Source organism: Spirosoma pulveris (genome assembly GCF_054781875.1).
This window is the reverse complement of sequence record NZ_BAAGTO010000010.1, coordinates 1-18,138: the sequence shown is the minus strand read 5'-3', so window position 1 is coordinate 18,138 and position 18,138 is coordinate 1. Positions and strand designations below refer to the sequence as shown.

The following is an 18,138-nucleotide window of genomic DNA, read 5'->3' as shown; positions in this document are numbered from 1 at the left end:
GATGAGCAGAGCAACGTTCATCTAATGAGATGGCAGTAATGAAAGAACAAGTAACATTAACCGTTTGGACGGGGGCAGCATACGGTGCTGTAAAGCGAATTGTTGTTCCTTATGAATACGGTTTGATCATGTCGGAAATGATGAGCCACTACGCCGACGAAAACGGCTTTGTACTGGCTTTGTCGGGAGAAAATAATACAGCAGGAATATTTTGGAATAGAGAAGGACAATTAGTTCGTCTGGCTATTGAAGAAGCCATTTGAGTACTACTCAATAAGCCGATTCTCTACGCCGATTAAGGTAACTACATCTTAATCGGCCTCCCTTCCTGTCCTCAAGCTCTCGTCGTGCGAGGAGAGGAGGCAATACAATTTCATCAATGTACTCTACTGCTTACCGGATGATCCAATACTGTGGTCAAACGTATCTATATCGCACATCTTCGGCGATTTTAGATTGCCGGGTTATGGCCTGCAGACAACTACTATACTATATACCCTTAATCAACTTGTACCTTAAATTTATTAGAACAAATTTTTTTACTGAATAGGTAAAATTTAATATACATTTATGAACAAAATTCATCTATAAATCATTATCTATTTCACATAGGGGTTAATTAAGTTACATAAGGCCTTTTTATTTAATCAAAGTTATAGTGTTGATATAAGCCACTGATGTATTATGATTCTCACCTTCGCTCAATATTGTGTTCTTACGGCAACGTACGGTGGTGCAACAGCTTGCGAAGTGCAAAGTAAAACAACGCTTAATCGTCTGATGATTGACTATTACCTGAATGGGTTACTCGAGAGTGGACTTGTTTGGGTAGATACAAAAAACGTTGTTGAGCCCTTATGCTATGTTGTAAGCGAACTGGGATTGGAATTCATTGACGATTACGAGCGCGCCAATTCGACATTAGTCATTAGAAGGCCTGCCTACAAAGTGCGACACATATAAATAGAATTGTACAAGCTAAGTGGCTTTTCGATCGGTAACCACCCTCGCCTTTATTAAGGTTAACTTTCTGCCGTCAGCTTTCGGGTACTCAATTATAGATTCAACGCTTTAGGGGACTCTCTATTCAGGCTCACACTAGTATCTATCACAATGTCTTACCGATCTTTTTGACCAGTAGAACGTACCATATTACCTACCGAATCAGGCAACTGGTGGTTAATTGTCAGAAAACGAATTTAAATTTGTTATCTTATTTGATTTTAAGTTAACAATTTGTTAGTTTTATATCGAAAAATTAAAAAGAATGAAGATATATAAACCCGTGAACGCTTTGATTTGCGGGTTTTTTCTTCATCAGGCGAATGGGCCACAAGTTTGTCAGCGTTAAGTACTACCAGCGTCATCCCTAGGACCTGGCTCTTGACAGCCTCACAATATCAGCACAATAGGTGAAGCCCCAAAAATCCCCAACAATGTCTTAAAGGAACCCAAACGTTAATTGGGCAGTTGGTCTGAACCGGCCTGTTGAAGCAACCAATCACGTACTTCCTGCAGCATCACGGCCGCCGATTTTCTGGTAGCGGCTACTTCACTATGCAACCACTGAAGTTGAGTGGTTACAGCACCCGGCAGATTAAGAAATACGCTGTATTCGTTGATGTGTTGTGGGCCGCTCGGGAGGGATCGGTCGCGAAAGAAATTTTCTAATTCTTCGTGTTCGTTACTAAAATGCATAGGACGAAAATAGGCATCAAATTAATTATATGCACCATAGGCGGGTGGATTCCCTGTGCAGAAACCATAACGAGTAATGCTGGTTCGCTACAAAAAACAAAAGCCGGGCATTGCCCGGCTATGTCACACCTAACCCTTGAAATAATAAATCCCTATCTAAACACTTACTAACCTAATACTATATATACTTTTATTTTTATATATAATGCTTTATAAATTAAGCTATTACTTTCCTTCTGCTAGCAAAATGAGGCTCAAGCTGGCTGAGAACTGCAGGCACTCGCCGGCGACTTACATGCAACCAGTTTCCAGCTACAAGTAACTCCGCTGATCGATCACTCTTCCGACGGATTTGTGATATATGAGCCGGATTTGCCGCCACACTTTTGCTTAGTCGAATAAATCCGGGCAGCGTATCAACACACTTTTTCAGCGTGGTTGCATTAATGGCCGGAGAGGAATCGATAAAAAAAACGCGTGTGTAATTCCCCCAACCCATTAAATACATAATACGAACCGTGTTAGTACTTAATTTAGTAAAAGTCATTTCTACTATTTATCTATCGGTAACTATTAGTTAACTAATATATTCTTTTGCAAACATAACGAATAAATATGTTATCCAGTAGGAAAAGGAGAAATTTATTCTGTGGCTGTGAAAAATAAATTAATTAGGTGCAAACGGTTCATGCTGACAGGGAATTAACGCAAAAGGCTTTATCAAAAAAGATTGCTCGAAAACTGTGGTTGTTCAGGATTTCCAAAAACGGTGAGCCTATCAAAGAGTACGACGAAAATAAACCTCAGCCGGGTTGTCATCTTATCCCAAAATAGACGTTAACATTACGATTAACTGGCTATTTGTTGAATAAAGCCTATAGTCAATCCATACTCTGATAACTCAGGTGCCGTATATTTCAACGAATGAAAAGCCAACCCGACAACGGATAAGATCAACCCGCGTCGAGCTACCGTAATCTCTTCACTGACCGCCGATTCAAACGATGCTAGTTTTTTATGTGCGGATTTGCATGACCATGCTGATAGGGCTCATGCTAGGATCGGGTTACGCCGTTATGGCTCAGCCGTTCCGACAGCAAAGCGAAATTACCATCAGCGATGATTTGGTGTACGTGCAGGTCCACGTCAATGGTCGCGGCCCTTTTAATTTTATTCTCGATTCGGGCACGGCCGGTATGGGGCGTATCGATCGCCGGCTGGCCAAAGAGATGGGGTTAAAAATTATTGGCTACCAGCAGGTATCAGACATTTATCAGTCAAAAATTGAGATCCTGGTTGCCGTTGAAAGTCTAAGCCTGGGCCAGGTTACAAATTCGGGGCTCAGACTAATGATTGGCGATTATAACACAAAACCCAAAAGGATACGGATAGACGGCGTGTTAAGCCGGGATTTCTTCTATAATTACCTGCTCACTATTGATGGACCGGCGCGTCGGCTAATTGTCTCGAAAGAGACGCTCGAGGTGGGGGCGAAAGGCGTTTTCAGTTACAGCAAAGCCTTTGTCATTCCGGGTAAGATCGGACAAACAGATTTGTTGTTCAACCTGGATACCGGATCGAACCTGCCGTTGCATTTTCCGGCAGGCAAACTAATTGGCGTTCGTTACGATAATACATCGAATAAGCAGGAAGAAACTAAAGCCAACACGTCATTTACGCTACAGGAAGCGCTATTACACGATGAACTGGTGCTGGGCTCAGTGAGCGTGAAAAACCAGAAAGTATATTATTCCGATAAAGCTCACCAGATCAATGTAGGAGAAGGATTTTTGAAAGAGCATGTTCTAACGTTCGATCAGCGAAAGAAGCTCATCAGACTCGACTAAAAGCTCCCGGTTAGTTAACCGGGAGCTCCATGTTCTCTCGAAACCGAAGGTATATGTCCGTATTTGGTTTAATAGGCCAGATCAAACATATCTTTTTCTACATCATTACCCTGTTGCTCTAGGGCTTCCAGAACCAGTGTTGCAAAAGCTACTTTATCTGACTTTCGAAAGTCGCTCTGACGTAATCGACCGGAGGGAGCTTTAAAGTCCTGACTTACTCGCTCACACATCGCCCACACTTTAGGATTCATTCTGATTTTGTATTGCCGGATCGGTGTGTCCTCACCAAACCAAAGGGCAATTACATTCTTCGTTGTTAATTTAATAATAGCGCCCACACTCAAAATTTTAAACGAAAAGTAAAAACGTGATATTTTTTAATGATAAAATTATTTTAAATAACGTAATTATTCTGTAAATGTTACTACTAGCAAGAAATATATAATTTAAGAAACGGTTAAAAACTGGCCTATACGGTCGAATTAAACGGTTTTTACAGGTAGACGTTAGTTGGATCAACTACCCTTACAAAGTACGCTAAAGCCAAATTAAGGCGTTGTTAATTTTTAGACTACCTGGCGTTGTAAAAGAGACTAACCAGTCAAATTTTTCTTACCAGCATCAGAAAATAAGCGTACTTTTGCGCCATGGCTTTATGGTGTAATGGATAGCATCACAGTCTTCGGAACTGTTGGTTGGGGTTCGAGTCCCTATAAAGCCACTTAGTATAAATGCCCTGCTTAACCTAATAATTCGTTGTTCGGTAAGCACGCCCAGACCTTGGCTATTCAGTCGGCAGTCGCCAGCCTTGCTTCTCCCTCAACTAATTGATACAGCATCAGCAGCGTGACGTTGCCCGCTGGTCAGTATATATTCCCTCAGAACGAGTCTGCAAACCCCGTCATACGACTATTAAATAGGTACGCTGGATTGCCCATGTCTTAAATTGATAACCAGTATGGATAGTTTATAAGGCTCATTTAAGGTCTGCTATTGATGTTGCATGACAACCCGATGGCTGGTATTACCTTGGTCAGTCAGCCAGATTAGCGTCTGGTTTAAAGTACTGAACTGGCGGTTATCAACTAATTGAAAAGGTAAATAGACGCGTAAGAAGCTCACGTTGATCTTGTATCATTTATCTAACGGCAGTGTTTACTGGTCAGTTTGTACCTCTGGTAAACCGTTGTTTGTTCAGGTGATTGATCAGCAACTGCCCCGGCATCTCATTGACAACACGGACCGAGGGCTATAGCTGCTGGTTGAAATGTCCGACAAACGTCAATTTATCCAGCCCGTTTATAGGGACGAGGGCATCGATGGCTGAAAGGCGAAGAAGTATTCGTGCCGGAATTTATAGATATGATGTTAAAGAGCCGGTTAGGGGCTGGCCGCTATCGTATAAAAGTACTTCAAACAACAGCTGCGGGCAATAAGCTGCTCGATAGCGGCCAGATCCTACTCGTACCGGTTACTTAACTGAATAGGCGACTGCAATGCCGTTTCTAAGGCTGGATGAAATAACTGCTTTCGGCACTCTGAACCGTTTCGCCCTTGCTGCGTTTTTCATAAAATGCTGTGCGGCCTTTGCGTTCTTTGGCAAACAGCTCTTTCATGTCGGCCTCATTGGCCTGGAAGGTGATGGACTGCGTGATGGACAGCGACGATGCCGTTTTCTGAGCGTCCTGATTGGCTCCCATATAAGTGAATGACCAGTTGTGCCGCTTCAGCCGTTCGACCATCGCCTGAATCTGACGACCATTAAATTCATGAGAGTCGTTTTCTTCACCATCGGTTAGTATACTCACCAGCACGGTATAGTCCGTTTCTTTCTCGGTAAGCCATTCCATCCGCATCAGGCTACGGCCCATCGCGTCGTAGAGGGGCGTACCGGCTGTAGGTTTAAACAACGCATCGGTAAGTTCGGTCAGTTGGCCGGCGGGTTGATTGTCCAGCCGGGTTTGAATACCCAGGCTATTGAAGGTAACCAGCGTAACGGTATGCTGCTGCTCGGGAAATTGCCCGCTAACTCCTTTAATAGTTTGAACGACCTCGTTAAAGCCACTGAGTGTAGGGGCCTTGATACTCTCCATCGAGCCGCTTTCGTCGAGAATAATCAGGTTGAAAATCTTGTGTGTAGTTGTGTTCATCATCTTTTGTTGTGTTAGAATTGGCTATCAATTTACGACAAAAAAAGGAAATTTTCAAACTGATTATTTTTCTTAAAGTGCTGATTATTAGTAATATATTCTTGTTTGGAATCAGTGGCCTCGTCTCCGCTGATCGTCGGTATCTCCGAAAATTTCAGCATGCCCACGCGAAGTATTGCGCCTATCAGCGATACGTTGTTACTAGGGGTAAAGTATTAGTTTATTGATAAATTTTATTACTCACTCATCAAGTTCATATAAAAAGAGCACTTGTAGTAGTATTGTAAACCAGGGTGTCTGTTAATTAACATCTGCAAAGGAAAAAAGCCGGTCAACCTTTCGGCTAACCGGCTTTTAATCAACATATTAGACTTGAGCGGGAAATGGGTCTCGAACCCACGGCCTGCAGCTTGGGAAGCTGCCGCTCTACCAACTGAGCTACTCCCGCGCTGATTGGTAAAACAAAGGTGTGTGATTAAACTTGAAATGTCAAGCCCGGTTAGTCGGATGGGAGTGCATGTAGATCTGTAGCACGGCTGAATCAAGCGTCTGGTTTTCAATATTAAATCTGAGCCGTGCCACCGTGTAGTGAGCAGTCTCGATCACATGGTAGTCAACAATAGCTTCACCTGTTCATACGTATAGCTTAGTTGCTCATCTGTCGTGCAATAAGGCGGCATGATATACAACACATTGCCCAATGGACGCATCAAAACCCCCCGATCAAGCAGAAAATTATAAGCTAGATCACGGATATTGTTGAAATAAGACGTCTGCTCCCCGGCTTTTAAATCAAACGCCAGCAGAGTACCTCTTTGGCGAATGTTCTCAACGGTTGGATAAGTCGTTAGTTTACTGGCGAAAGCTGCGTGGCTGGCGGCAATGCGCTGTATATTGGCTTGTGTTTCGGACAACAAAAGTAAATCCATACTGGCGAGTGCCGCCGTACAAGCCAGCGGATTCGCCGTGAACGAGTGACCGTGGAAAAGCGTCTTATGTTTATCGTCGGATAGGAACGCGTTATAGATGTGTTCCGCACAGGTTGTAACGCCCAGTGCCATCGTGCCACCGGTCAGGCCTTTTGATAAACACATCATGTCGGGCTTCTCAGTCAGATAATGAGACGCAAAGAGCTTGCCCGTGCGGCCGAAGCCCGTCATTACTTCGTCGGCAATGATGAGCGCTCCTTTATTGCGGGCTAGCTGGAACAGCTTATCGAGCACGTCGGGCTGGTACATGACCATGCCGCCAGCGCCCTGCACGAGCGGTTCAGCGATGAAAGCCGCTACGTCTTCACTAAATAACGCTTCGGCCTGTTGCAGAACGGCCTCTTCCTGACCCGGAACGGGCACCGGCAGATAGACCACATCAAACAAAAAGGGAACGAAGGGGGCCGTAAAGGCACTTCGGCCACTGACCGCCATCGCCCCGAATGTATCACCATGGTAGGCATTCTCGAACGCCACTATTTTTTTGCGTGGCTGGTCCAAGTTATGCCAGTACTGGAAAGCCATTTTCAGAGCCACTTCAACGGCGGTTGAGCCATTATCCGAATAAAAAACCTTTGACTGATTTTGGGGCAAAATAGGCAGCAGTCGCTCGGCCAGCTCAATAGCGGGCTGGTGCGTAAAACCGGCAAAAATGACGTGTTCGAGCGTTCGTAACTGCTCCGATACTCGGTTGGCGATGTGCGGATGGGCGTGCCCGTGTATGTTGACCCACCAGGAGGAAACCATGTCGAGATACGCCCGACCATCGGCACCATATACTACTGAACCACTGCCCCGAACAATTGGAATCGGTAGTGGGGCTGTTTGCATTTGCGTGAACGGGTGCCAAATCACAGCCCGGTCACGTTCGGCTAAATCATTCATTTAAATACTATAAGTTCAATGATGGATAATGTAAAATGAACAATGGATAATGAACGGAAACAAATTCATTATGTACCCTACATCATCCATTAAGGGTTATCATTTTACATTGTTCATGATCCATTCTACATTCTATTTTTAAACACCCCATTTTCCCTGCGCCTTCATGACGTATTCGATCACATCCCGAACGGCACCGCGGCCCCCCGCTTTGGGAGATATGTACCGGCAAACTGCCTGAACTTCGTCGACAGCATCGGCCGGACAGGTGCTCAGTACCGCCGACCGGCTCAAAATCGGATAATCGGGGATGTCGTCGCCCATGTACAGAATTTCGGACTCATTTAAGCCGTCGCGGGCAATGTAGCCAAGGAAGGCATTCAATTTCTGGTCGGATGGGCCACCCATAAAAATGTCTTTCACATCCATGGACGTCAGCCAGCTACGAAGACCATCCGCATTGGCGGCCGAAATAATGGCTACCCGAAAGCCTGCTTTTAGTGCCTGTTCAATGGCGTAAGTGTCGCGGATAAAAACTGTTCTGTAGCGTTCGCCCGATGCAAGCAGGGAAACCCCGCCGTCGGTTAGTACACCATCTATATCGAAAATGAAGGTTTTTACTTGCCGGAATTGCTCCTCTAGTGCTGTCATGCTGCAAGTTTAGTGAAAACCGCCCGACAGTTCCGTATTTTTGTGGCATGACAACAAACAAGCTGACAGGTAGTGCTTCACTCCCGGCTGAGGAAGGGGTGGCTGGCTGGCCTCCCGAATTTCTAGCTCAAATGCAGACGCAACTGGGTGCCGAGTTCGCCGAGTTCGAATCGGCGTTAGCACAACCAACACCGGTAAGTATCCGCATCAACTCCCGAAAAGTAACCGGGGCGGCTTATGACACGACCGGTCTGGTGCCGGTACCTTGGTGTCCTGATGGCTATTATCTGTCCGAACGGCCTAGTTTTACGCTCGATCCACTGTTTCAGGCCGGAGCTTATTATGTGCAGGAAGCGTCGTCCATGTTGTTGCACGAAGTTCTTCGGCAAACGGTTAACCTCAACCGACCGCTGCGGGTGCTGGATTTGTGTGCGGCTCCGGGGGGGAAAAGCACGCTGCTGGCGTCGGCCCTCCATCCCGATAGTTTGCTGATTTGTAATGAAGTGATTCGGAGCCGGGTGTCGGTCCTGCGCGAAAATCTGGATAAATGGGGCTACCCGAATGTGGCAGTCAGCAACCACGACCCGGAAGATATGAGCAAACTGACCGGCTTTTTTGATGTGGTGCTGGTCGATGCGCCCTGCTCGGGCGAAGGGTTGTTCCGCAAAGATCCCGACGCCATGCAGGAATGGTCGGAAGCAAGTGTCGAGCTCTGCTCAGCCCGGCAGAAACGGATTCTGGCTGCAGCCGCGTCCTTACTGGACAAAGACGGGATTCTGATCTACAGCACCTGCACCTATAACGATAAAGAGAACGCGGGGAACGTCCGGTACCTGACCGAAATCGGGTTTCGAAACAAACCGCTCATTCTGCCTTCGGAATGGAATATCGTAGAACGCCAGGCGGGAGATCCCGATACAGGTGAGGCTGTGGGGTATCAATGCTATCCACAGCGGGTGCGGGGTGAAGGTTTTTTTATCAGCGTCTTCAAGAAAACAACGTTTACGGCTCCGGTTAAACTCGACGCCCGTACCTTTCGGACCATTCGTGCGCTTCGCCCTCGCGAAACAGCGTCGGCGGCCAAGTGGCTCCAGAATCCGGCCGATTTCTCGTTCTGGGAAAAACCTAATGGCGATGTGATGGCCCTGCCCAAAGCACTCGAAAAAACGTACTTGTTCCTGGACAGTGCCTTGAAAAGCAAAGGATTTGGGCTGGAGATGGGTCAGTTTAAAGGGACCGATTTCATTCCGTCCCATGCGCTGGCGCTGAGTACGGCTGTCAACCAGGACCTTCCGGGGCTCGAATTGAGTAAGGAAGAGGCCTTACGTTACTTTAAGAAGGAAAACCTGGTGTTCGATGAACCCGTAAAAGGCTGGTTGCTTGCCAAGTACAAAGGGGTAAATCTGGGCTGGGTAAAAGGAGTAGGTACTCGCGTTAATAACTATCTGCCGAAAGACTGGCGAATTAGAATGGACATAAAAGAGTACGTATGAAACGGTTTTTCACGATCACAGGCTTGCTGGTAGCCGCTATCGGCGTGAGTTATTTTTTAGGGCCCACCGCAAAGCGCGATGCGGTAAAGGAGGAAGCCATTGTGCTTGATCCCGACCTGATAAAGCTGGAGAAAATTATTGCCGAATCGGAGAAAAAGGCCAATCTACGCCCGGATAACGAAGCCCGCATTATTTGGGCGGATAGCCTTAAAAAGGTGAAAACACCGTATAGTATCGTTTATATACACGGCTTCTCGGCTAGTTGGGCCGAGGGCGATCCGGTTCATAAGCAAATCGCGAAGAAATTTGGATGTAATCTGTACCTTGCCCGTACCGCCGAACATGGCGTTGATTCGCCCGATGCGCTGAAAGACATAACGCCCGCCAACTACGCTGCTTCTGCCGAACGGGCCTTAGCCATTGGCAAATCGCTGGGGGAGAAGGTGATCGTTATGGGCACATCGGCAGGAGGGATGCTTACGCTTTATCTGGCCGCTCATCATCCCGAAATTGAAGGCCTGATCCTCTATTCACCCTGTGTTGCGACGGCTAATTCGGCGCTGAAACTGACGACAGGACCCTGGGGAAAACAGATACTCGACCAGGTCTTTAAAGGCGAACATGTTGTCAATACCAATTACAGCGGTGAGCGTGCCAAATACTGGTTTCCGCAGTACCATACCAATGGTTTGATTACCCTGCAAACTATGCTGGACCGATACATGACGCCCGAGCAGTTTGAAAAAGTAAAGCAACCCGTTTTCATGGGCTATTACTACAAAGACGACGAGCATCAGGATAAAGTAGTATCGGTACCGGCTATGCTGGCGATGTTCGATGAACTCGGAACGCCCGCCGGCAAAAAACAGAAAATGGCTTTTCCGAACGCGGGTGAACACGTTATCACATCCCATTTTACCTCCGGCGACCTGAAAGGGGTTTATCAAGCCACCGAAACCTTTATGTCGACCGTACTAAAAGTACCTTTGGCTCCGGTAGCAACACCCATGTTTGCCATGCGATCAAAAGGTGGTACGACCAAAAAATAACCTAACTTTGCGGGAATTAGTGAAGAGTTAACGATGAAGAGTGACGAATAAATAGTGATAGCCAGTGCGTTCTTTATCACGCAGGTGCTTCGTCTTCATTGTCCATTCTTCATTATCCATTATACATTAAACTTATGGCTTACGGATTACTGAACGGAAAACGCGGCATCATTTCCGGTGCCCTGGACGAAAAATCAATCGCCTGGAAGGTCGCTTTGAAAGCGAAGGAAGAAGGTGCTACGTTTACCCTCACCAACGCGCCGATTGCGATGCGCATGGGAGCAATCAAACAACTCGCCGAGCAATGCAACGCCGAAATTATCCCGGCTGATGCAACGTCGGTTGAAGACCTTGAAAATCTGTTCACCAAATCGACCGAGGTACTGGGCGGCAAAGTTGACTTTGTGCTGCACAGCATCGGTATGAGTCCAAACATCCGTAAGGGCAAAGCGTACACGGATTTAAACTACGACTGGTTCAAACAAAGCATCGATATCTCGGCGCTGTCGTTTCATAAAATGATGCAGACGGCCTATAAGCTGGATGCCATCAGCGAATGGGGTTCTGTTGTTGCGCTTACCTACATGGCGGCCCAGCGGACGTTTCCGTTCTATACCGACATGGCCGATGCGAAAGCGGTGCTGGAGTCGATTGCCCGGAGCTTCGGCTACCGCTATGGCAAATCGCACAAAGTACGCGTGAACACCATTTCGCAGTCACCCACGCCAACAACGGCGGGTGGCGGTATCGGCGGCTTCGACAAGTTCTATGACTTCGCCGACAAAACCGCGCCCTTGGGCAACGCCACCGCCGATCAATGTGCCGACTACTGTATCACGCTCTTCTCGGACCTGACCCGCATGGTGACCATGCAGAATCTCTACCATGATGGCGGTTTCTCGATGACCGGCATATCGGAAGAGGTCATGGCGCTTGTTACTAAGGAGTAAGAAAAGAGGAGGAAAGGGAGGAGGGACGAGCGGGAGGAAAGAGATATGGCCGATGTCAATTTATCCCTTTCCTCCCGCTCGTCCCTCCTCCCTTTCCTCCTTTAAAAGATTATTTCCTGAGTTAAATATGTGGCCTGTTCGTCGCCGTTGATGCGGACAATGGCTTTTAGCGGTTTGGCGTTCCAGTCAATCGTGATCAGGCCGTAGTTCAGTTTGGTGACCATATTGCCGACGCGGTGGCGGTTGGCTTCTTCGTGCGGGGCCGATACGTGAGTTAGGCCGCTGCTTGTAATATCAAAGAGATCATAGCCGAGGCCGGGTACATTGACTTTTGAAACTTCGGCCATGTGGCGGTCGCCACTAATGAAAAAGGTTCCTTTCGGTTTCGTTTTGGCGATTAAATCCAGCAGTCGTTTGCGGGCGGTGGGAAAATTCGCCCATTTCTCGTAAACATGCTCCTCGGGCAATACCTGAACGCCACTTCCAATGATGTGGACGTCGGCATCCGATTTGGTAAGTTGCTGCTCCAGCCATTTCCACTGCACTTCGCCCAGCATATCGCCCGATGGGTCGGGCGCATTAGCTTTTCCTTCTTTCTTTAGTGGATCGCGGAAATAACGGGCATCTAACAAAATCACTTTCACCCGCTCACCTTTCGGGCCATAGGTATGGGCAGAGTAACCACCTTCCTGTGTGCGTAACGAACTAGTTCTGGGTACATCCAGAAAGTCCAACATCAGTTGCTGACTTTCTTTTCGCTTCGGGTATTCCTTGCCACCATCGTTAACGCCGTAATCATGGTCGTCCCACACGCCGATAACGGTCGTCGACTGCCGCAACTGCTGGTACACGGGATTCGACTTTTGACGAGCGTACTTGGCACTCAGCGTATCCATCACTTCCGAATCGCCATAGATATTATCGCCCAGCCAGATCCACACGTCCGGTTTTTGGGCCACAATATCATCCCACAGTGGTTGTGGCCGCTTCTGATCACTACACGACCCGAACGCAATTTTTGTAATTGGTTTCTGCTGCTGAATCGCAGCCGTCCCCGATTTTGGTGTACGGCACCCGGCCAACGCAACGCAACCGAGTAAGCCAAGAGTAACAAGTGTTTTCATTCAGATTTGGTAAAATTGGAGTTAACGTAGCGCGGGCTAAAGACCCGCGCTACGTTAACCGCGCCAAAAGTAAAACAGCGGGATTATTTATCCGTCAAGTTCAAGATTTGTTAACAGACAGAAATCCCTCTCGTCCTTTTCTTCCTTTTTTCAACTCTCCCAACTCCGAATGATCCGGCTGCCGTTCTCCGTCGATTCCGCGCGTATAAAATGCTCCACTTCCTGCTGAAGCTCTTCCACGTGGGAAATAATACCAACCACCCGGTTTTCGGCGCGGAGGGCTTTCAACGTTTTAAAGACCGTCTGCAGGGAATCTTTGTCGAGGGTACCGAAGCCTTCATCGAGGAAAAACAGATTTTGCTTCGCCTTCGTCAAATGCTGAATGTTATCCGACAACGCCAGCGCCAGCGATAGAGCCGCTTGGAAGGTCTGGCCACCCGAGAGCGTTTTCACACTGCGTACCTCTCCACTGTTGAGGAAATCACGCACCAGGAAGTTGTTTTTATCGTCCAACTCGAGCCGTAGTTGGTTGTTGGTCAGCTTAAAGAAGCGCTCGTTGGCCGACTCGCAGAGGTTTTTCAGATAAACCGACGATACGTAATTGACAAAACCCTGCGCCCTGAACATCTCGTCCATCTTCTTCAGGTCCTGCTTTCGGAGGTCAAGCTCATCGTGCCGCTTCTGGTGTTCCAGCTTCTGTTGCAACTGGCCTTCGAGCGAAGCCAATACGCTCGTGGCGCGGCCGTGTTCCTTGTTCAGGGCATCTTTCTCGGCTTGTAATGTCGCCAATTGCTGTCGAACCATCGCCAGTTCGGCCGGGTCGAAGGGCTGTTCGGCCAGTTCAGTCTGTAGCATGACGACCTGCCCTTGCAGACCGCTTCGCTTTTCGTTGTATTCGTTGATCTGCTGTCGTTCCTGACCGATGTTGAGGTTGGACTGTAAAATGGACTTCACCTGCTCGCGGGTCAGTTGTTGATCGGCCAGATTCTGCACAATAGTAGCTTCCAGCGTGTCCAGTTCGGTAGCGACTTCGGCGAGTTGGTTATGCAACTGCTGAATTTGTTCCTCTGCCGTTGCCTGATCTTTTTCGGCCTCACTTTTCTCCTTCGAGGTATCTTCGAAGTGAATCTTTGCCTGATTGTACGTTTTGGTGAGTGTTTCGCGCAAGTCGGCGATCTGGTCGAGGCCCCAGTTCTTTACTTCTTCCAGCCGGAAGTGCTCCAACGATTCGGCCGCTGTTTTTAATTGCCCGCTTAATCCCGAGATAGCATTACCCGCGTCGACAACCTTTTTGGCTAAGTCGCTGTGGATGGCATCGGCTTCTGCGATCAGTTTTTCGAGATCCTGAATGGCTTTCTGCGCGTCCTGAATTTGTTTTTGGGCGTCACTTTCCCTTTGAATGGCATTAATTACATCGCCTTCCTGCTCTTTCGAGAACTCCGGCCACATGAACGTATCCTCGTGCTCGGTCAACTGCCGGACGATTTCGGTACGCTCCTGAATGAGCCGTTTCCCATTATCGAGTTCACTCCGCAGTTTTGTCGTCAATTCCTTGATCGTGAGTTGTAGCTTGCTGGTAACCTCTATTCGCTGGATTACCTTTTGTAAACCGGCTTCGCTGCCTTTTACATCAATACTTTCCTCATCGCCCTTGTGTCGGTTGGGGTGGTGCGTTGATCCGCAGAGTGGGCATGGTTGTCCTTCGGTCAGCGCATCGGCATACTTTCGTAACTCATCCTGAACGAGTAATTTTCGGTGTCTATCCTCGCGTTCCTGCCGGACTTCTTTAAATTTGGCAAGCGCATCTTCAATGGCATCCGGCAAGGTTTTGAGCGTCAAGTCAGTCCAATCGGCCGGGAAACCCACCAGCGCATCGTTCTTCTGCTGCTTCAGTTTTTCAATAGTCTGGTCGTATTTGTCAACGGCCAGCAGAAGGTCATCGGCTTGTTTCTTTAGTGGTTTATAGGCCGTGAACCAGTTCTTGACCTTATAAAGTCGCTCCAGATCGGATGTCCGACCGATGCCGTCATCCAGAATAAGCTGGTGTTTGGCGCGGGTTGCTTTATGTTTCTCGATCAAAACCGCCTGCTGGTCGAGTTGACTTGCTAAGTTATCGCGGTTGCGTGTTTGCTGACCAATGGTCTGTTGCAGCGTTCGGATTTGCTGGACCGTATCCAGTTCATCGATTTTCTGCTGTAATGCGTCGCGCGTTTCGTAGGCCTGTTTAGCCGCATCGTACAAACTCCGCAAACCCACCAGCCGCTTCGTTACCGAAAGAAGTTGCTTTTGGGACACTTGTTCCTGGTCAATCAGCTTAATTTTACGGGCGTTGAGCTTGTCAAGACTGGCAAAATCGGCTTGAAAAACGAGTAGACAGGTCTCGTAGAGGGCAAGCGCCTGTTCCCGTTGCTGGTAAAGTGGTGCCCGGTTAAGGACCTGGGTCAGTTCCTGTTGCGTTGAAGCCAGCGTTTGACTTCGTTTTTGGTTTTCCAGTAATCGTTTCTCGGTAGGAAACAGTTCGTTGATTTCGGCTTCCTTGCGGTTAAGAGACTCCGAAATAAGAGCAATATCGGCATTCGCCTGTTCAATAGCTTCGGGCGTTACAGCTTCCAGAGGGGATAACAAGCCACGCAGTTCGGCCAGTTGGTTGTCATTAGCTTTGCTCAGTTTATTGACCCGAGCGGCCAGGTCATACTGATCGAGCTTGAACAACTGGTTCATCATCTCAGTCCGTTTGGTAGGACTAAGCTCCAAAAACTCCCTGAACTGGTTTTGCGGAATAATGATCGTCCGCTTAAAATTCTCGTAGTTTAAGCCTAAAATCTGCTCCGATATAGCTTCAACATTCTCTTTCTCATTACCGATCGGCTTCCATTCATTGTCCTCATGGATAAACATCCGACGTTCTCCGGTGCTTATTTCGTGATGCTTTTTGGGATGACGTTTCGCTTCGTAAATAAACTTATACAACTGCTGTTCCGGACCAGCCTGAAACTGAAAGTCGATGATCAGGTGCTTCGACTTCAGATTCATCATATTGTATGCCTGATTATCTTTTGCGTTAAGTCGCTCTGTCTTTCCGTATAACGCAAAGCTTATGGCTTCCAGCAGCGACGTTTTGCCACTGCCTACCTTCCCGAAGATGCCAAAAACACTCGAACCAATTAATTGCTGGAAATCAATTTCCTGTAAGTCCTGATATGAATAGAGTCCTTGAATTGACAGTTTGATGGGTATCATTCAGGTTCGGTAGCTAAAATCTCTTTAAAAAGGTGCTGTAGCCGTTCGTTTGGCTCCTGCCCTTTGTTCTTATTCTTAAAATAACTCGTGAACAGCGCTTCCATGCTCTGGCTAAGATCAATGGCGGGAGCTGCTTCCTGCTCCGTTTCTTCTACGTCGCGTACGTCCGGGATGATCGTTACTAGAAATTCGTGCGCCTGTTGTAATTGCCGGCGTTCGTCGCTTGTCAAGAACGTTGTCGTTTGCAGGGTTATTTCGGGATAACAGTTAGGGTTCTCCCGCAGCCAGTTCACCGCTTCGTCCACCCGCTTGAACTTCGGACGCAACAGACGCTTTCCGGTAGTAAGAGGAACCGGGGTAACCGTAACGGGCTGCCCGGCTTCGGCGTCAATAAGAACAACGTATTTCTGCTGATCGGCTTCGGCAAAGCTGTACGCTAACGGGCTACTACTATATATAACAGGAGAAGGCCCACCCGCTATTTGCTGATACCGGTGTAAATGCCCAAGCGCCGTGTACTGAATCTGGGGCGGAATCATGTCTGTATACACAACCGACGCCCCACCGACCTGCAAAATACTGCGCTCATCGTCGGACTCTTCGGGCTGCTCACCACCCCGTTTCATCACGAACAGATGAGCCATTAGCAGATTGATGCCCTGCTCATCCATGTATGTATCGGCCAGAGCAGCCCAATGTTGGTGCAGATGCTGCCGGAGTTCGTCGTCAAGACTCACCATACCGAGATATGACCGAAGCCGGGTCTCGTTAGCATAGGGCGTCATAATAATACGAACGGGTGCGTCGTGCCGTGGCAACTTCAACTCGATGAAGCCTGGTGCCGAACAAAGCAGTTTGGCTTCACAACTCAGTTCATAGGAACGAACCTCTGTCTTTGGAAACCCTGCGAAGATAATTCCACACTCACGCCCGAAATGATCCTGCGCTTCGATCCGATCCGGGTTGTCGTGGTTTCCGGCAATAGCTACCACCGTCCGACGACCGTTTCCCGTGAGTTCTTTCAGGGTACTATATAAAAGATCCTCGGCTTTAGGGTCTGGATTAAACGTATCGAACAGATCGCCCGCTACCAAAACCAGGTCGACACCTTCCCGATCGGCCACCTGAGTAATCTCGGCCAATACGTCTTTTTGTTCCTGAAGCCGCTGAAAATCCTGAAGCCGCTTTCCCAAATGCCAGTCTGCCGTATGTAGTATTTTCATTAGATGACAAATTGTATCGGATGAATTGATACAAAAGGAAGATGCAATATAACTCATGACACCCGCATAGTGGGCATAAAAACGGCATGAGCAAGCTTTTTGCGTTATTCGAGGGGCAGTAACAAGGATAGGTGAAAAAAGTTTTTAATTATTTTATTGCGGTAACTAATTGAGATTGCGGGCCTTACCAAATAATGTTTGGCAAGCCCCCAATTATTTTCAAACCAGGGCTTGACACCGGGCCAAAATCCACCTACCTTTGCACTCCCAAACATCGGGAATGAGTCGAAAACACAAGCGAAAGCCACTGGCAATCAACTCATTACGTGCAACAGCCTGAAAATCAACCTAAAAATTTATTTTCAGATTTACTTGACAAACTAATTAACGTCTCGTACCTTTGCACTCCCAAACAATGAGGGAGATTGAAAAAAGAGAAATAAACCACTCACTATCAATCTGTTACCAGGAAAAAGTGAAAAAATTAAGTTAAAAAATAATTTCACTTTTACTTGACAATCGGGAAATAAGCAGTACCTTTGCACTCCCAAACAACGAGACACGGTTTAACCCGCTTAAATCACTTCTCAACAACGCTTCGACCAACGGGTCAGGCGCCAAGTTCTTTGACAAACGGTCAGCACAGAAAGACTCAACTTTGCAACTTCGGTTGCCGGTTGAACAACATAGTGATCTTTAGCAGGTCACGCAAATATTTACGATGGAGAGTTTGATCCTGGCTCAGGATGAACGCTAGCGGCAGGCCTAATACATGCAAGTCGAACGGGCCGCAAGGCCAGTGGCAAACGGGTGCGTAACGCGTAAGCAACCTGCCTCAT

The 18,138-nt window shown here is 47.6% G+C and carries 14 protein-coding genes, 2 tRNA genes and 1 rRNA gene; 7 read left to right on the top strand and 10 right to left on the bottom strand.

All coding sequences use genetic code 11. From position 1 onward, the window contains the following. The first annotated feature begins 38 nt into the window (after positions 1 to 38). Positions 39 to 263, top strand: a complete 225-nt coding sequence (locus ACYVJM_RS25170; protein ID WP_461150998.1) for a hypothetical protein — start codon at positions 39 to 41, stop codon at positions 261 to 263. Positions 264 to 1,458: 1,195 nt separating this feature from the next. Here the strand turns inward: ACYVJM_RS25170 and ACYVJM_RS25165 are convergent. Both ACYVJM_RS25165 and ACYVJM_RS25160 read right to left on the bottom strand, forming a co-directional pair. Then, entirely contained in the window at positions 1,459 to 1,698 is a 240-nt protein-coding gene (locus ACYVJM_RS25165) for a DUF6965 family protein (RefSeq protein WP_461150997.1), read from the bottom strand. Positions 1,699 to 1,915: 217 nt separating this feature from the next. Beyond that, positions 1,916 to 2,206, bottom strand: a complete 291-nt coding sequence (locus ACYVJM_RS25160) for a LytTR family transcriptional regulator DNA-binding domain-containing protein (protein ID WP_461151148.1) — start codon at positions 2,204 to 2,206, stop codon at positions 1,916 to 1,918. A 496-nt stretch (positions 2,207 to 2,702) separates the two neighbouring features. Between ACYVJM_RS25160 and ACYVJM_RS25155 the strand changes: the two genes are divergently transcribed. After that, on the top strand, positions 2,703 to 3,545 hold the full coding sequence (locus tag ACYVJM_RS25155; protein ID WP_461150996.1) for a retropepsin-like aspartic protease: 843 nt from the start codon (positions 2,703 to 2,705) through the stop codon (positions 3,543 to 3,545). Positions 3,546 to 3,613: 68 nt separating this feature from the next. Here the strand turns inward: ACYVJM_RS25155 and ACYVJM_RS25150 are convergent, their stop codons facing one another. Then, a complete protein-coding gene (locus tag ACYVJM_RS25150) occupies positions 3,614 to 3,883 on the bottom strand; it encodes a hypothetical protein (protein WP_461150995.1) in 270 nt (89 codons plus the stop codon). A 311-nt stretch (positions 3,884 to 4,194) separates the two neighbouring features. Here ACYVJM_RS25150 and ACYVJM_RS25145 point away from each other — a divergent pair. Next, positions 4,195 to 4,266, top strand: a tRNA-Arg gene (locus ACYVJM_RS25145). 784 nt (positions 4,267 to 5,050) lie between these two features. Here the strand turns inward: ACYVJM_RS25145 and ACYVJM_RS25140 are convergent. From ACYVJM_RS25140 to ACYVJM_RS25125, 4 genes are all read right to left on the bottom strand, one after another. After that, positions 5,051 to 5,698, bottom strand: coding sequence for a VWA domain-containing protein (locus ACYVJM_RS25140; protein WP_461150994.1), 648 nt, complete (start codon positions 5,696 to 5,698; stop codon positions 5,051 to 5,053). A 372-nt stretch (positions 5,699 to 6,070) separates the two neighbouring features. Next, positions 6,071 to 6,143 (bottom strand) — tRNA-Gly (locus ACYVJM_RS25135). Positions 6,144 to 6,297: 154 nt separating this feature from the next. Further along, positions 6,298 to 7,569 (bottom strand): adenosylmethionine--8-amino-7-oxononanoate transaminase, encoded by a 1,272-nt coding sequence (bioA, locus tag ACYVJM_RS25130; protein WP_461150993.1) that lies wholly within the window; start codon positions 7,567 to 7,569, stop codon positions 6,298 to 6,300. A gap of 138 nt (positions 7,570 to 7,707) precedes the next feature. Continuing rightward, positions 7,708 to 8,220 carry a KdsC family phosphatase gene (locus ACYVJM_RS25125; RefSeq protein WP_461150992.1) on the bottom strand — a complete coding sequence of 171 codons (513 nt, stop codon included), beginning with the start codon at positions 8,218 to 8,220 and terminating at the stop codon, positions 7,708 to 7,710. Between the two features lie 47 nt (positions 8,221 to 8,267). On the opposite strand from ACYVJM_RS25125, the gene ACYVJM_RS25120 reads away from it, so the two are divergent. The 3 genes from ACYVJM_RS25120 (at position 8,268) to ACYVJM_RS25110 (ending at position 11,712) form a co-directional block, all read left to right on the top strand. Beyond that, on the top strand, positions 8,268 to 9,713 hold the full coding sequence (locus tag ACYVJM_RS25120; RefSeq protein ID WP_461150991.1) for a methyltransferase RsmF C-terminal domain-like protein: 1,446 nt from the start codon (positions 8,268 to 8,270) through the stop codon (positions 9,711 to 9,713). Next, the gene (locus ACYVJM_RS25115; RefSeq protein ID WP_461150990.1) at positions 9,710 to 10,762 is read left to right on the top strand and encodes an alpha/beta hydrolase; all 1,053 of its coding nucleotides are present in this window, start codon (positions 9,710 to 9,712) and stop codon (positions 10,760 to 10,762) included. The genes ACYVJM_RS25120 and ACYVJM_RS25115 overlap by 4 nt, the downstream gene beginning before the upstream one ends. A gap of 134 nt (positions 10,763 to 10,896) precedes the next feature. Beyond that, positions 10,897 to 11,712 carry an enoyl-ACP reductase FabI gene (locus tag ACYVJM_RS25110; RefSeq protein WP_461150989.1) on the top strand — a complete coding sequence of 272 codons (816 nt, stop codon included), beginning with the start codon at positions 10,897 to 10,899 and terminating at the stop codon, positions 11,710 to 11,712. A gap of 101 nt (positions 11,713 to 11,813) precedes the next feature. On the opposite strand, the gene ACYVJM_RS25105 is transcribed toward ACYVJM_RS25110, so the two are convergent. The 3 genes from ACYVJM_RS25105 to ACYVJM_RS25095 all read right to left on the bottom strand — a co-directional run bounded on the left by ACYVJM_RS25105 (position 11,814) and on the right by ACYVJM_RS25095 (position 17,299). Continuing rightward, entirely contained in the window at positions 11,814 to 12,836 is a 1,023-nt protein-coding gene (locus ACYVJM_RS25105; RefSeq protein WP_461150988.1) for an alkaline phosphatase D family protein, read from the bottom strand. A 150-nt stretch (positions 12,837 to 12,986) separates the two neighbouring features. Further along, on the bottom strand, positions 12,987 to 16,076 hold the full coding sequence (locus ACYVJM_RS25100; RefSeq protein ID WP_461150987.1) for an AAA family ATPase: 3,090 nt from the start codon (positions 16,074 to 16,076) through the stop codon (positions 12,987 to 12,989). Beyond that, complete coding sequence (locus ACYVJM_RS25095) at positions 16,073 to 17,299, bottom strand: metallophosphoesterase family protein (RefSeq protein ID WP_461150986.1); 1,227 nt, start codon at positions 17,297 to 17,299, stop codon at positions 16,073 to 16,075. Before ACYVJM_RS25095 ends, ACYVJM_RS25100 begins: the two co-directional genes overlap by 4 nt. Before the next feature lie 718 nt (positions 17,300 to 18,017). Between ACYVJM_RS25095 and ACYVJM_RS25090 the strand changes: the two genes are divergently transcribed. Beyond that, positions 18,018 to 18,138 (top strand): 16S ribosomal RNA (locus ACYVJM_RS25090); the annotation flags it as partial.